The organism is Escherichia sp. WS1450, assembly GCF_046487395.1.
Lineage (GTDB): Bacteria > Pseudomonadota > Gammaproteobacteria > Enterobacterales > Enterobacteriaceae > Escherichia > Escherichia coli.
The window spans coordinates 79,595-93,913 of sequence record NZ_JBJQJO010000014.1 but is presented as its reverse complement, the minus strand read 5'-3'; the positions used below and the strand labels follow the sequence as shown (position 1 = coordinate 93,913).

Below are 14,319 nucleotides of genomic sequence, written 5' to 3'. Positions count from 1 at the left end.
GATATATTATGAATGAACAAATCAAACAGGATATCGATCTGATTGAGATTTTATTTTATCTGAAGAAAAAGATTCGTGTTATCCTTTTTATTATAGCCATCTGTATGGCAATGGTGCTTTTATTTCTGTATATCAATAAAGATAATATAAAAGTGAGTTACAGCCTAAAAATAAATCAGACAACACCAGGCATACTTGTTAACTGTGATAGCAATAATAACTTTGCCTGTCAGACCACAATGACTGAAGATGTTATACAGCGAATTACTACATTTTTTCACACCAGCCCAGATGTCAAGAACAGAGAAATAAAGCTGGAATGGTCAGGAGATAAGAGAGATTTACCAACTGCTGAAGTGGAAATATCTCGCGTGCATGCGTCTATTATCAAATGGTATGCGTCAGAATACCATAATGGCAGGCAAGTTCTTGATGAGATACAAACGCCTTCAGCAATTAACAGTGAGCTTTATACAAAAATGATATACCTGACCAGGAACTGGTCATTGTATCCGAACGGTGATGACTGTGTCACTATAAGCTCACCAGAAATAAAAAATAAATACCCTGCTGCCATTTGCCTGATTCTGAGATTTTTTCTAAGCATTGTAATTTCTGTAATGTTTTGTCTTGTCAAAAAAATGGTAGATGAATACCAACAAAACTCTGGGCAGTAATAAACAGCATTCTGATAGAGAGTGCCTGTATAAAACTGAAGTGACAATGACCGGGAAGGGAGCCCGTCTTCAGGAATGGATTCCTGTCTTTTTCACTGTAAATATCCTGGCATTATTAATGTCAGGATATTTACAGAAGAGCAGCATAACCATGACGGAACGGGGTTAAGTCAGGTTGTCCTTAACGCTATTCACAACCTCGTATGCCGCCTTCAGGTTTATGTCCAGACTTCATATCTCTCTCAGCAATCCTCAATAATCAGATACACCGCTTTCACCGGACCATGAACCCCAACGACTTTGATAAGCTCAATATCCGCCGTTGAACTGGGGCCGCTAATGATGTTAATGCAGGAAGGCATTCGTTCACCGGCCTGCGCTTTCTGATGCAATTTTTCTGCGAGTTGCGCTACACGCGGCAGGATAGTGCTTTTACGCAGGATAAAAAGAGAAGATTCCGGGAGCAGGCTCAATGAACGCCCGCGCCCGGCGGCGGAAAAAAGAACCACGCCTCCCGATTCGGTTAAACCATATTCAGCATACACTACGCCAACTTTAGCCTGCTCTGCTTGTGATATGTTCTCAATACCTTTCGCCGGATCCCAAACAACGGCATTGCATTCCTGCTGCAAACGTTCACTAATCCCCAATTCCTCCAGCCTCGTGTCACCGCTAATCACGACCGACTGCTCTCCCAGCTCTTTACACAGACGTATTGCAGCTTCTGCCGCCTTCGCCTCGCTGGTCAGCTCACAGCGCGTCAACATAACATCGCTGGCAAACTGAATAAACGCGTCACAGCGCTGCTGTTGGTTAAGTTCGGTAAGCCGCTCGTTAGCATAGTTGTTAAGCGGCGCATCTTCTGCTTGCGGTTCAAGTCGCAGCGGGCGACCCAGTGCCTGAGCAACGTTATTCAAAAATTCGCTCCGATTATCCATTCTTTTTCTCCTGCGCCTGATGTTTCTTAAACCAACTACGGAAACTCTCTCCGTCAGCTTCAGGAAGATCGCGTGCTTCCATCCAGTCGCTAATCGCGCCAAATTTGAGTGGTGTTTTGCCGCCATTGATAAACCAGCTTGCCGCATGAGCACCAGCCATCATCCCGACTTTCCACAATCCTGGATGACTATTGGCATAAGCGAACATTTTTATCGCCCGTTGCTCTGCTTTTGCGGTGATCCCTTTTTCAGCCATCACCCGACGATGACGCAAAATCAGTTTTGACAGCGGAATACGCACCGGACACACGTTGTCACAAGCAGTGCATAAAGAGCAGGCGTAGGGTAAATCTTTAAAATCTTTATAGCCGCCAAGTAGCGGAGAAATCACCGCACCAATTGGCCCTGGATAAATAGAGCCATATCCATGACCGCCAATATGGCGATATGCCGGACAAGTATTCATACAAGCCCCGCAGCGAATACAGCGCAGCACATCCCGAAATTCAGAGGCCAGCACCTCAGAACGCCCGTTATCGACAATAACCAGATGAAACTCTTCAGGACCATCAACGTGCCCCGCTTCGCGCGGTCCTGTCAGCCAGGTGTTGTATCCCGTCAAACGTGCACCAACGGCACTGCGCGCCAGCATGGTGATCAATACATCTACCTCGGCAAACGTGGGGGCAATACGCTCCATTCCCATCACTGCAATATGCGTTTTAGGCAGCGTGGTACACATTCGCGCATTACCTTCATTGGTCACCAGGCATACCGAACCGGTCTCTGCCACCGCGAAATTACAGCCGGTAATACCTATTTCAGCACTGAGGAAATCTTCGCGGATTTTTTGCCGGATGAATAAGGTCATTGCTTCAGGCGTTTCCGCCCCCTCATAGCCCAGACGTTCGTGTAGCACCCGACGGATCTGATGGCGATCTTTATGAATTGCCGGGACCACAACATGAGAGGGCGGATCTTGATCCAGCTGGAGAATGTATTCACCCAGATCGGTTTCAATCACCTGAATGCCAGCATCCTGCAACACATGATTGACACCAATCTCTTCGGTCACCATCGATTTAGATTTCACCACCTTCCGGGCATTTTTGCGTTGGGCAACCTGTAAAATGTAGCGGGTAGCGTCTTCTTTGGTTTTTGCAAAATAGACGTGACCGCAGTTTTGCGTCACTTTTTCTGAGAGCTGGTACAGATAAGCGTCGAGATTACTCAGAACATGATCACGTATCTGGGCGGCCCGATCGCGCCACTCCTCCCAGTGCCCCAATTCATCGACCATTTTTTGCCGATTTGCCCCAATACGCTGCTGCGCGTTTGCCACCGCTTTGCGCATGATCGGATCTTCAATTTGCTGACGGATGCGTGTCTTAAAATCTGTATTACTGGTTTTGATCGACATCTTTATATCCTCAGCGGCTCATCAGCACTTCAGCAATATGCATCACTTTGACTTTCTGCCCTTCCCGTTGTAATCGCCCACTGATGTTCAGCAGGCAACTCACGTCAGCACCAATTAAATACTCAGGGCGGACTTCCATCAGGTGCACAACCTTTTCTTTCACCATCTCGCCGGATATTTCGGCCATTTTGACCGAGAACGTGCCGCCAAATCCGCAGCAGGTATCCTGTTCAGCAAAGGTCAACAGCTCCAGTCCACGCACATTTTTCAGCAACGTAAGTGGCTCGTCCTTCACCCCCAGCTTACGGGCCAGGCTACAAGATGGGTGATACACCGCTCTCCCTTGCAAACTGGCACCTACATCGACTACCCCTAATGTATTAACAATAAAAGAGGTGAGATCCTGCATACGCGCGGCAACCCTTTCGGCACGTGATGCCCATTCAGGCTCATCCGCCAGATACGTTGGGTAACTTTTTACGGCATAGGTACAGGAGCCAGCCGGTGAAATAATGGGATCGTCGTTATCCTCCAGTGCGGCGATCAGATTTTTCATCCCTGGAATCGCTTCTTTGATATAACCACTATTGATCGCAGGCTGACCGCAGCATCCCTGTTTCTCTGGGAAATTTACGCGACAGCCGAGTTTTTCCAGTAGCAGCACGGAGTCTCGTGCCATTCTTGATTTCAGGGCGTCACCAATACAGGTGACAAAGAAATTGACATTCACAACTAATACTCCATTACTTCATGCCCATTTATGCCCGATGGTTCCCCCCTTCCGGGGGAGCAATCATCAATAAATATGGCGTTCTTTTTTAATTGGCTAGCAACATACCACCCCTCATTTGTATGACAAATGATAATCTTTCATCCAAACTTCAAATGCAATAACTAATTTTATTTCTTTCGGCATCGCTCACATTTTATGGGGAGATCGACGATCATTTTTGGCATAAGAAATCCATTTAAAAATGGCCACATCCCTTATACCTATTCAGTGCTACTTATTCAGGGGTTATTGAGATATACACTGATGGTGTACAAACAAAATCACCAACAATAATTACGTATCAAGTAATAATCGGCATTTTATTTAATTGAAGCAATTTAGTTTGTATCTTTTATTTAATTACTAAGCCAGACCACTTCAAAAAAATATATAAAAAACTTGGAAATAGAAATAGTTGAAAGGCTCACAACTCCCGGAATGCGGATTATCTTTGCCCTGATTTCTGGCGGTTTTATTCAGGGTGCAAGCTGTCTGACCCTTTCCCGATATTCTCCCGGGGTACAACCAAACTCGCGAACAAACGCCTTGTGAAAAGATGATTCACTGGCATAGCCTACTGACTCAGCGATCACCACAACAGGGAGCGTTTCCCGGGAAAACATCTGGGCCGCTATTTGTAGACGCAACTTTGTTAATACAGCCAGCGGCGTGGTTCCGGAAACATCACGGAAAAGCTGGGCAAAACTTGCCCGGGACATGTGGGCGATGCTGGCCAGCGATTCGACGGTCCAGGCGTGTCCTGGCATTTCCAGCATTTGCTGTATTACCGCACCAAGACGTGGATGCAGAAGCAAACTGAGAATGTTTTTCTCTGTATTAACCTGTGCAATCCACTCACGCACCGCGAGGATAAAGAATGTAGCGCAGATCTGGCTACACAGTGCATCCACTCCCGGCATTGCCGATCTGGATTCCTGTTGTAAAAACGGGATCGCCTCCCTCAGCCAGTTATATTCCACGCTATGGTTCACTGGTGCTACAAACAGCGTTTCCGGCAAAGACGTTAAAAAATAACGCGCCGAATGTTGCAGCCGAAGAGTGCCACAGACAATATAGGTCGATTCATTATCGACATGACTCAGGCGATGAGCTGAATTTTGTGGTAGCAGGACCACATTTCCCGGGCGTAATGTAAAAATCTCTCCCGTCGGCATTTCCAGCTTCGCCGCTCCTTGCGTTAACGCATGCCAACGAATAACCGACAATTCCCCGGCACCATGTGGAAGTTGCCAGTCACTTCCTAACACGCAATTCTTATCGATCGTTCCTTGTGGAGCGTTAAGCATCAACAAACGGCTAAGAGCATCCATATCAGACTCCTGAGTGGTTTTTTGATTACAAACACCAACAATCTTAGTCAATAATTAATCTAATACCATCAAATAGTTAATCATGATTTTTGTTTTGTGATTCTGATTAAGAAAAAGAAAATACCAGACGATAAGACAAAATATCAAGCGTTGTGAAGAAATGTTATTTGCTCTTTTGCGTCTATAGTCATGATGTCAAATGAACGCGTTTCGACAGGAAATCATCATGAATAAATATCAGGCAGTTATTATTGGTTTTGGCAAGGCTGGAAAAACATTAGCCGTCACGCTGGCAAAAGCAGGTTGGCGTGTGGCTCTCATCGAACAATCAAATGCAATGTATGGCGGGACCTGTATTAATATCGGCTGCATCCCAACCAAAACATTGGTTCATGACGCACAGCAGCACACAGATTTTGTCCGTGCCATACAGCGTAAAAATGAAGTGGTTAATTTTTTACGTAATAAGAATTTTCATAATCTTGCGGATATGCCCAATATCGACGTGATCGACGGCCAGGCGGAGTTTATCAATAATCATAGCCTGCGTGTTCATCGGCCTGAGGGAAATCTGGAAATTCATGGCGAGAAAATTTTTATTAATACCGGTGCACAAACCGTGGTTCCGCCAATTCCTGGAATTACCACAACGCCAGGAGTATATGACAGCACCGGATTACTTAATCTAAAAGAATTGCCTGGGCATTTAGGTATTTTGGGCGGCGGATATATTGGCGTTGAGTTCGCCTCTATGTTCGCTAATTTTGGCAGCAAGGTAACCATTTTAGAAGCAGCTTCGCTGTTTTTGCCTCGGGAAGATCGGGATATTGCTGATAATATCGCGACGATTTTACGCGATCAGGGCGTCGATATAATCCTCAATGCCCATGTGGAGCGAATCAGTCACCATGAAAATCAAGTGCAAGTGCATAGCGAGCACGCCCAACTGGCGGTGGATGCACTGTTAATAGCTTCCGGTCGTCAACCGGCTACCGCTTCGTTACATCCAGAAAATGCAGGTATCGCAGTAAACGAGCGCGGGGCAATTGTCGTTGACAAGCGATTACATACCACCGCAGACAATATTTGGGCGATGGGAGATGTTACCGGCGGGCTGCAATTTACTTACATATCACTGGATGATTACCGCATTGTACGTGATGAGTTACTGGGTGAAGGCAAACGTAGTACTGATGATCGGAAAAATGTGCCTTATTCCGTATTTATGACACCGCCCCTGTCCAGGGTTGGTATGACAGAAGAACAAGCCAAAGAGAGTGGTGCTGATATTCAGGTGGTGATATTGCCTGTAGCTGCAATTCCGCGCGCAAGAGTGATGAACGATACCCGTGGGGTATTAAAAGCGATTGTTGATAATAAAACCCAACGTATATTAGGGGCATCACTGCTGTGTGTTGACTCCCACGAGATGATTAATATAGTGAAAATGGTGATGGATGCCGGGCTGCCTTATAGCATATTACGCGATCAGATATTTACTCATCCGTCGATGAGCGAATCACTCAATGATCTATTTTCATTAGTCAAATAAACTCAAAATCAGACGCCAGAACAAATATTCTGGCGTCTCAGAGAAAAGAATCTTATTAATTCTCTGTTACTCTATAACTTCTTAATCACTTCATTGATGGTATTTTATATGTTTAAAAAATCTGTTTTATTTGCAACACTATTATCTGGCGTTATGGCATTTTCCACCAATGCAGATGATAAAATAATTCTGAAACATATCAGCGTCTCGTCAGTATCAGCATCACCGACAGTTCTGGAGGATGCCATTGCTGATATGGCCAGAAAATATAATGCTTCATCCTGGAAAGTCACATCGATGCGAATTGATAATAATTCAACCGCAACAGCAGTATTGTATAGATAAGGATGTTTACAATGGAGAAATACCTGCACCTGTTAAGTCGGGGAGATAAAATTGGCCTGACATTGATTCGTCTGAGTATTGCGATTGTTTTTATGTGGATTGGGTTATTAAAGTTTGTCCCTTACGAGGCAGACAGCATTACACCATTCGTCGCAAACAGTCCACTAATGTCGTTCTTTTATGAACACCCGGAAGACTATAAACAGTATCTGACTCACGAAGGCGAATACAAACCAGAAGCAAGGGCATGGCAAACGGCCAATAATACCTATGGTTTTTCCAACGGTCTTGGCGTCGTGGAGGTGATTATTGCTCTGCTGGTTTTGGCTAATCCTGTCAATCGCTGGTTAGGTTTATTGGGAGGGCTGATGGCATTTACCACACCGTTGGTAACACTCTCATTTTTAATCACCACCCCGGAGGCATGGGTACCCGCATTGGGTGACGCTCATCATGGTTTCCCTTATTTATCCGGTGCTGGTCGCCTGGTATTGAAAGATACTCTGATGCTGGCAGGTGCTGTCATGATAATGGCAGATTCGGCGCGGGAAATTCTTAAACAACGCAGTAATGAATCCAGTTCAACGTTAAAAACTGAATATTGATAATCCGAACACTGTCTGTTGTTCACTTTTTCAGGCGTCAGGCCCCCTTTCTGATGATGAAGCCTGACGCCATATTACCGGAGATATGACAGAGTGAAGATCAATATCACTCCCCTGTTAAAAGATTCTTGTCGTCTCAGGTAAAATAAGTGATTAATATCAATCATGTATTTTTACAGCAAGACAACCACGAACAAACTCAGGATTAAAATGTTTTACCGATTCCCCAACATAACCCAAATCAAGCGAACTAATTTGCGCCATTTCTTTCTCTGTCAGTGAGAAATCCCAAATAGCAAAATTTTCTTCGATACGCTGTTGATGTGTCGATTTCGGAATAACGACCACTCCCCGTTGAATATTCCAACGCAGAATGACCTGAGAAATCGATTTTTGATGGGCATCTGCAATACTCTGAAGCAGATTATTTTCAAAGGGTTTATGTCGTCCACCACCTAACGGAGCCCATGCTTCAGGCTGCACGTTATAATACTTCATGGTTGCCAGCGCCTCTGGTTGGGCAAAATAGGGATGCAACTCGACCTGGTTGACCATCGGTTTAACTCTTACCGTTTCACAAAAGTTCGCCAGAACATGAGGGTAGAAATTGGAAACCCCAATCGCTTTTAATTTGCCCTCTTCATAGGCATCTTCGAGTGCACGCCACGCACTGAAATAATCGCGCATGGCCTGGTGCAATAAAAAGAGATCGAAGTATTCCAGTCCCGATTTTTTTAATGATGCTTCAATACCTGCTGCTGCAATATCCTGATTCAACATATCCTGCACCCACAATTTAGACGTTATAAATAACTCTTCTCGGGTACATAAACCTTCAGATATGGCTTCACGAACGGCTTCACCGACGGCATCTTCATTACCGTATACCGCTGCAGTGTCGATGAGTCGATAACCCGTGCGGATAGCATTCAACACTGACTGTTTGCACACGTCTTTATCGGTAACCTGAAAAACACCAAATCCCATCATCGGCATTTTCAGATTGTTACTTAATACGGAAAATTCCACTGTCAGTCCCTCCATTAGGTATGAACAATGAGTCTACGTTAAAACGTAACCTCAAATTAGTATGTGGATTTTGATATCACTTATGCAAAAAATTCATTAATAATGTAGGACTGAAACCTCTCTATTTTTGGGGCAATGAAGCAGACGCTATCAGTGCTTTTGCCTTGGGACTTGCTATTTTTGATACACTTAGGGCCCAGGACATAACGAAAATGTGCGATATGACAAAGAATTAACGGAGAATGTGATGATCAGGCAGAAGATTCTACAGCAGCTCCTGGAGTGGATTGAGTGCAATCTTGAGCACCCTATTTCAATCGAAGATATCGCACAGAAATCTGGCTACAGCAGGCGCAACATCCAGCTTCTGTTCCGAAATTTCATGCATGTGCCTTTAGGAGAATACATTCGCAAACGAAGGCTTTGTCGTGCCGCCATTCTTGTCCGACTCACCGCGAAATCTATGCTTGATATTGCACTCTCTTTGCATTTTGACTCACAGCAGTCATTCAGCCGCGAATTTAAAAAGTTATTCGGCTGCTCTCCCCGTGAATACCGCCACCGTGATTATTGGGATCTCGCAAATATCTTCCCTTCTTTTTTAATACGTCAACAGCAAAAGACGGAGTGTAGATTAGTCAACTTTCCTGAGACACCTATTTTTGGCGATTCATTTAAATATGACATTGAAGTGTCGAATAAATCACCGGATGAAGAAGTCGAACTGCGACGTCATCATTTAGCCAGATGTATGAAGAGTTTTAAGACGGATATCTATTTCGTCTCCACATTCGAACCGTCAACAAAATCGGTCGATTTGCTCACAGTTGAAACTTTTGCCGGTACGGTATGCAAACAAACCGATTCAGAGATGTCGAAAGAGTGGACAATTAACCGAGGACTGTATGCCTCTTTCCGCTATGAAGGTGAGTGGGAGCACTACCCTGAATGGGCGCGAAACCTCTATCTGATGGAATTACCTGCCAGGGGGTTAGCCAGAGTGAACGGCAGTGATATTGAGCGATTTTATTACAATGAAAACTTCGTCGAAATTGATAGCAATAACATTGTTTGCGAAATTTTTATCCCCGTTCGCCCGGTTTAGCTGTAGCGATGTTTACATGAATTTATAACGAGACTACTGTCAGGCAATTCAATAAATAATGGCGTTGAAGATGTCAACGCCATTATTGTTTATTAGAATGTTACTTTCATATTCTTAATATTACTTCATCGCCTCCTCGCCCTTTGCCGTATCGGCATCCACCGCGGTTATGGTCACCGTCACTGGCTTCATTTCGTACCCGCCATAGGTCAGGGCGTTAAATGTGAACGTATAGACACCAGGCTTGCTGGTACTAAATGTACGCGTGATTTTTCCGCTCACGAAATGGTCATTTTTCGACGGCAGGAATTGATAATCCTTCTCCGTCACTCCTTCCGGAGCCTCAATGTCGACCCACACATTCCCCCCAACAGGGTTATTTGCCGAGAACAGGGTAACCTCCAGCTTCGCAGTCGATTTCCCATCCGCCACCAGCGATTGCACATCAGATGATGCGGTGAGCTCCGCGTTTTTATCATCCGCGACGAATTTAGATTCGGCAGTTTTCGTTGATACCTGACCGTTGGTCTGACTCACTTGCGCCTTGAGTGTGTATGTCGCCGCAACAGTAGTGGTAGCGGTGAAAATAGCCTGCCCTTGCTCATTCGTTGTCGCAGTGCCATTCGGTTCCAGGTTTAACGAAGCCGGGCTGGCAGTCAGCGTCACGTCGCTATCTTTCAACAGGTTGTTATTGGCATCAGTCACCGTAACTTTATACGTCTGTTTGGCTTTGCCGTCCGCCAGTGCATAGTTGCCAATCACCTCAATACCGGAGACGGTTGCGGTAGCCTTATCGGCTACAAACGTTATAGTCTGCGCATCTGAAGGCTGGTCATTTCCTGCCGACGCCGTGATCTCATAGGTTCCGGCAGTCACGGAAACCACCTGCAACTCTGCTTTCCCCTCATCGTTGGCTTTCACCCAGACATTATCGCCAGTAAGCGGCTTGACACCCCGGGGCAGATTAAAGGTCACCAGAGTGCCTGGAACAGGGTTACCGTTTTTATCCTCAACGGTCGCCGTCAGCGTAAAGGCATCTTTGCCGTTTGCCACTTTTTGAACGGCGGTGTCTACCTGCAGGTTTGCCTGACCGGTGCTGGCATCCGCGTTGAATTTCACCGTGACCGTCTTCTGAGAGTTTTTCACCGCGGCCGCGATTTCAAGTTCCCCTGCAACGGTTGATATCAACTCAATATCCGCCTTACCTGCCGCATTGGTTGTTACTGTATTCCCCGTCTTGCTAGTCACACCCTGCGGTAAAGTCAGCGTAACTTCTTGCCCCTGCAACGGGTTACCATAGCTGTCCACGACGGTCAGGGTTACCTGGTTAGCAGACTGTCCATTTGCCAGTTGGTTATTCACCTTCACCGCCATATCACTGATCACTGCCCGGGAAGCGTCGCCTGCAACATTCAGCACCAGTGGCTGAGCAACGGCATTTTGGCCGTTCACTCGCGGCATCACAGACAACTGACCTGCAGCCGATCCCAGCGTTAAGGTCGCCACGTAGACCCCATTACTTTGCTCTGTCCAGCTTCCTGCTGAAGGTCGCGCTGATCCCGTGCTGGCGGCACCGCTAAACACTGGTGCATCTGGCTTCAGCCCGGTGACCGGGTTCCCGTACGCATCCTTCACGGTGAAGGTGAGTTCCGTCGTCGTTTTAACCGTTGGAGTCTTATTGTCCGCAACAAGCGTAGAGTTCGCTGATGACATCTCTCCGGCGATGACCGTCAACTGCGCGGCTTCGGTGGCTGCTGGCTGGCCGTTGAAGAGAGGCATGACACGAAGCTCGCCCGTCTTTCCGCCTGTGGTCAACGTAGCAACATAGGAACCGTCACCTTTTTCGGTCCAACTGGAAATGGTCGCCCCTTCAGAGGCGGTCCCCGTCAAACTTGCCGACAACGAAAGACCACTGATAGCGTTGCCATGCGCATCTTTTGCAATAAGCGTTACGGTTGTGCTTTCACCGGCTTTTACGTGATCTTCTGCGACAGAGACTTTCGACTGGTTTGAAGATAATGCATCAGCCACCACGGTTACTTTTGCCGCATTTGCTGCCGCATCCTGTCCATTTAGCTTCGGCATAACTTCTAATTCACCCGCCGTAGAGCCGAGAGTAATCTGCGCAGTCCACGTCCCATCACCATTATTTGTCCAGCCAGATGCCGTAGAACCAGCAGCTGCTGCGCCCGATAATGACGGTGCATCCGGATTGAGGCCTGTTACAGGGTTGTCATTGGCATCTTTTGCCGTCCAGATTGCCGTAACTGTACCGCCGACCACCGGTTTATCCGGATTCAGGGTGATGGACGAATGTGCTGCATCAAGCGGCCCGGCAACAAACTTCAGCGTTTGTTGTAATGTGCCCAGCTGATACTGCTCGCTGAAGGCACGCACAACAACGTTTCCGGCACGGGTCGAAGAAACCGTGGCGCTGTAAACCCCTGGTTTTATTTCCGAAATGGCACCAACGGTTACACCATTAGTGTCTTGCGGAACAAGTCGCAGGCGGCTGGCTTCTCCCGTCACCGGATTACCCTCGGAGTCCACCGCTGTCAGTGTCAGCGTGTAGGCTTGCTGACCATCAGCAACCACGTCACCTGATGGCTCGTTAGCGCTCAGGGTGGAGTTTGCCACATCCATCATCGTGGCCCGCAGTTCTGCAGTGACGGTTTTGCTCATGCCATCAACGCTAACAGTAATCGTTGCCTCACCTGACTGCGTGCCGGTAGTAAAGACAGACTGATACACCCCTGCTTCAGTTTCGGTGAACTCACCCAGTGTTGGCTTTGCCTGTGATTTAGTGGCCTTCAGGGTACGAGTCACAATATTTCCAGCCGGTTTGAAGGTTAGTTCAGTCTTGATCTGATCTTTCATGCCCGTGACTGGCTGGCCCTCGGCGTCGCGCAGAGACAGCACCAGCGGCTTTTGCTCATTACCGTTAGCAAGCATTTGAATACGGCTCTGACCGTCAAGCGTTAACGCCGTACGATCGGCGCTCATACCAGCTCCGCTAATAACCACTTCTGTCTGCACACGTTTCGAGGCATTGCCTTTGTTATCGTAGGCAATCGCTGAAACCGCATAATAATTGTCTTTGCCTGGACGATAAGCCGGGAGCGTTACTTGCCACTGACTACCCTGACCGGTAATTTTGCCACCTTCAGCCAGTAATGACGGCGCTTCCCACTGCACATTTTTCAGTCCGTGAGTTGCTTTGCTGACCACAAGTCCCAGGGAAAGTGTCTGACCGCCCTTACCTTCAATCCGCTCAGGCAGAGCAATACGGATCACTTCAGATTTGCGATACTCAAGAACGATATTGTTATTACGCTCAACCAGGTCATAGCGGCTGCCTGCCAGCATTCGACGCTCGCGAATGCTGTCTGTATCGAGTTGTTTTTCCAGAGGTTCGCCAATCCGATAATTAACTTCCAGGCCAAAGCGAGTGTCATTCTCACCACTCTTGCCCTGCTTATGCCCGGCACTCAGGGTCAGAAGAGGCACTGGCGTGTAATTCACTTCAGCGGTAATCGCATGTGGATCTTTCTGGCGTTTATCTTTACCAAACAGCCCGACTTCATCGCCATAATACTGTTCATACATCAGGCTTGCGCCAAGCTGCGGCCAGGCAGGTAAATAGCCCTCAGCACGAATATCCCAGCCATTCGCCGGGCGTTCCTGATAATCCTCAACATCCGGCGATTTTTTCCAGCCAGAAGCCCGGATATAACCATTGGCGCTCAATTTCAAATAATCACGCCAGTATTCCGCACCAACACCAATGCGGGTATGACTACGGGATAAATCATGGTCGATAAAGGTGTTCACCCCCGCCATCCAGTCATTTCCTGAAAAATGACGCCAGCCAAAACCAATATTTGACTGAGTACGATCGTCGGTACGATGTATTGCTCCCTGAGTGAACAACATATTTGTCGGCGTATCATAAATCGGATAAAGCATTTCCAGCGAAGAATCCTTCAGCGAGAATTCTTTATCGACATTCAGTTTGACGCGCGCAGTACCATATTTCCCGAGCCACTCCTGTATTTCCTGGTTAGCTTTAGCTGTGGCCATTCCGGTAATAAAGTTACGTGTCGCATCGCTATCTGGCTGACTGCTTAAAAATGTCCCGGCATTTGCGGCAAACGACGCGACATTTTTCTCCACATTATTATCAGCAGCTACTGTGGTATTTTCCATGCTCAAACGTGGCTGAACCGCATGCTGCGCGCGTGCTGCCATTACTGGGGTAAAGGTGACAGCGAGTGGGAAAAGAACCTGAACAGAGATATTTGCCCACGCCACGCAGCGGGCCAGAACTGAATAACGAAATCGTGGTTGTTTATGACCTGTTTTATAACGTGACATTGAGATAATTTCCTGATGAACGAATTAACGAACATAGGCAGACACAAATAATGGCGTCTGCTTGTCAGAAAAACCGGGGATTTCCCGGTTTCCTTTTCCGCAGAAAAGGAAATACCTTTATGTAAGAAAGTACACCGCCACCTAATATATCCAGTGTCTGTAGCCACTCAT

11 protein-coding genes are annotated in these 14,319 nt (G+C 46.8%); 5 read left to right on the top strand and 6 right to left on the bottom strand.

The features are described 5' to 3' along the window. Positions 1-8: 8 nt before the first annotated feature. Positions 9-677, top strand: a complete 669-nt coding sequence (gene ykgH, locus ACJHYR_RS17095; protein WP_059327846.1) for a protein YkgH — start codon at positions 9-11, stop codon at positions 675-677. 242 nt (positions 678-919) lie between these two features. On the opposite strand, the gene ACJHYR_RS17090 is transcribed toward ykgH, so the two are convergent. From ACJHYR_RS17090 to rclR, 4 genes are all read right to left on the bottom strand, one after another. After that, positions 920-1,615, bottom strand: coding sequence for a lactate utilization protein C (locus ACJHYR_RS17090; protein WP_001305444.1), 696 nt, complete (start codon positions 1,613-1,615; stop codon positions 920-922). Further along, a complete protein-coding gene (locus ACJHYR_RS17085) occupies positions 1,608-3,035 on the bottom strand; it encodes a LutB/LldF family L-lactate oxidation iron-sulfur protein (protein WP_001305443.1) in 1,428 nt (475 codons plus the stop codon). The genes ACJHYR_RS17090 and ACJHYR_RS17085 overlap by 8 nt, the downstream gene beginning before the upstream one ends. Positions 3,036-3,045: 10 nt before the next feature. Beyond that, positions 3,046-3,765: a (Fe-S)-binding protein gene (locus tag ACJHYR_RS17080; RefSeq protein WP_001102128.1), complete on the bottom strand. Its 720-nt coding sequence runs from the start codon at positions 3,763-3,765 to the stop codon at positions 3,046-3,048. A 518-nt stretch (positions 3,766-4,283) separates the two neighbouring features. After that, positions 4,284-5,138: a reactive chlorine-specific transcriptional regulator RclR gene (rclR, locus tag ACJHYR_RS17075; protein WP_001305442.1), complete on the bottom strand. Its 855-nt coding sequence runs from the start codon at positions 5,136-5,138 to the stop codon at positions 4,284-4,286. 226 nt (positions 5,139-5,364) lie between these two features. On the opposite strand from rclR, the gene rclA reads away from it, so the two are divergent. The 3 genes from rclA (at position 5,365) to rclC (ending at position 7,640) form a co-directional block, all read left to right on the top strand. Next, positions 5,365-6,690 carry a reactive chlorine resistance oxidoreductase RclA gene (gene rclA / locus ACJHYR_RS17070; protein ID WP_001046305.1) on the top strand — a complete coding sequence of 442 codons (1,326 nt, stop codon included), beginning with the start codon at positions 5,365-5,367 and terminating at the stop codon, positions 6,688-6,690. A 108-nt stretch (positions 6,691-6,798) separates the two neighbouring features. After that, positions 6,799-7,035 (top strand): reactive chlorine resistance periplasmic protein RclB, encoded by a 237-nt coding sequence (gene rclB, locus ACJHYR_RS17065; RefSeq protein WP_000474079.1) that lies wholly within the window; start codon positions 6,799-6,801, stop codon positions 7,033-7,035. 11 nt (positions 7,036-7,046) lie between these two features. Next, the gene (gene rclC, locus ACJHYR_RS17060; RefSeq protein WP_001299021.1) at positions 7,047-7,640 is read left to right on the top strand and encodes a reactive chlorine species resistance protein RclC; all 594 of its coding nucleotides are present in this window, start codon (positions 7,047-7,049) and stop codon (positions 7,638-7,640) included. Positions 7,641-7,799: 159 nt separating this feature from the next. Here the strand turns inward: rclC and ACJHYR_RS17055 are convergent, their stop codons facing one another. Next, positions 7,800-8,669: an aldo/keto reductase gene (locus tag ACJHYR_RS17055; RefSeq protein WP_001305439.1), complete on the bottom strand. Its 870-nt coding sequence runs from the start codon at positions 8,667-8,669 to the stop codon at positions 7,800-7,802. Between the two features lie 247 nt (positions 8,670-8,916). Between ACJHYR_RS17055 and ACJHYR_RS17050 the strand changes: the two genes are divergently transcribed. Further along, positions 8,917-9,774: a helix-turn-helix domain-containing protein gene (locus tag ACJHYR_RS17050; protein ID WP_410233119.1), complete on the top strand. Its 858-nt coding sequence runs from the start codon at positions 8,917-8,919 to the stop codon at positions 9,772-9,774. A 120-nt stretch (positions 9,775-9,894) separates the two neighbouring features. On the opposite strand, the gene fdeC is transcribed toward ACJHYR_RS17050, so the two are convergent. Continuing rightward, on the bottom strand, positions 9,895-14,148 hold the full coding sequence (gene fdeC, locus ACJHYR_RS17045; RefSeq protein ID WP_000092571.1) for an inverse autotransporter adhesin FdeC: 4,254 nt from the start codon (positions 14,146-14,148) through the stop codon (positions 9,895-9,897). Between the last annotated feature and the right edge of the window lie 171 nt (positions 14,149-14,319).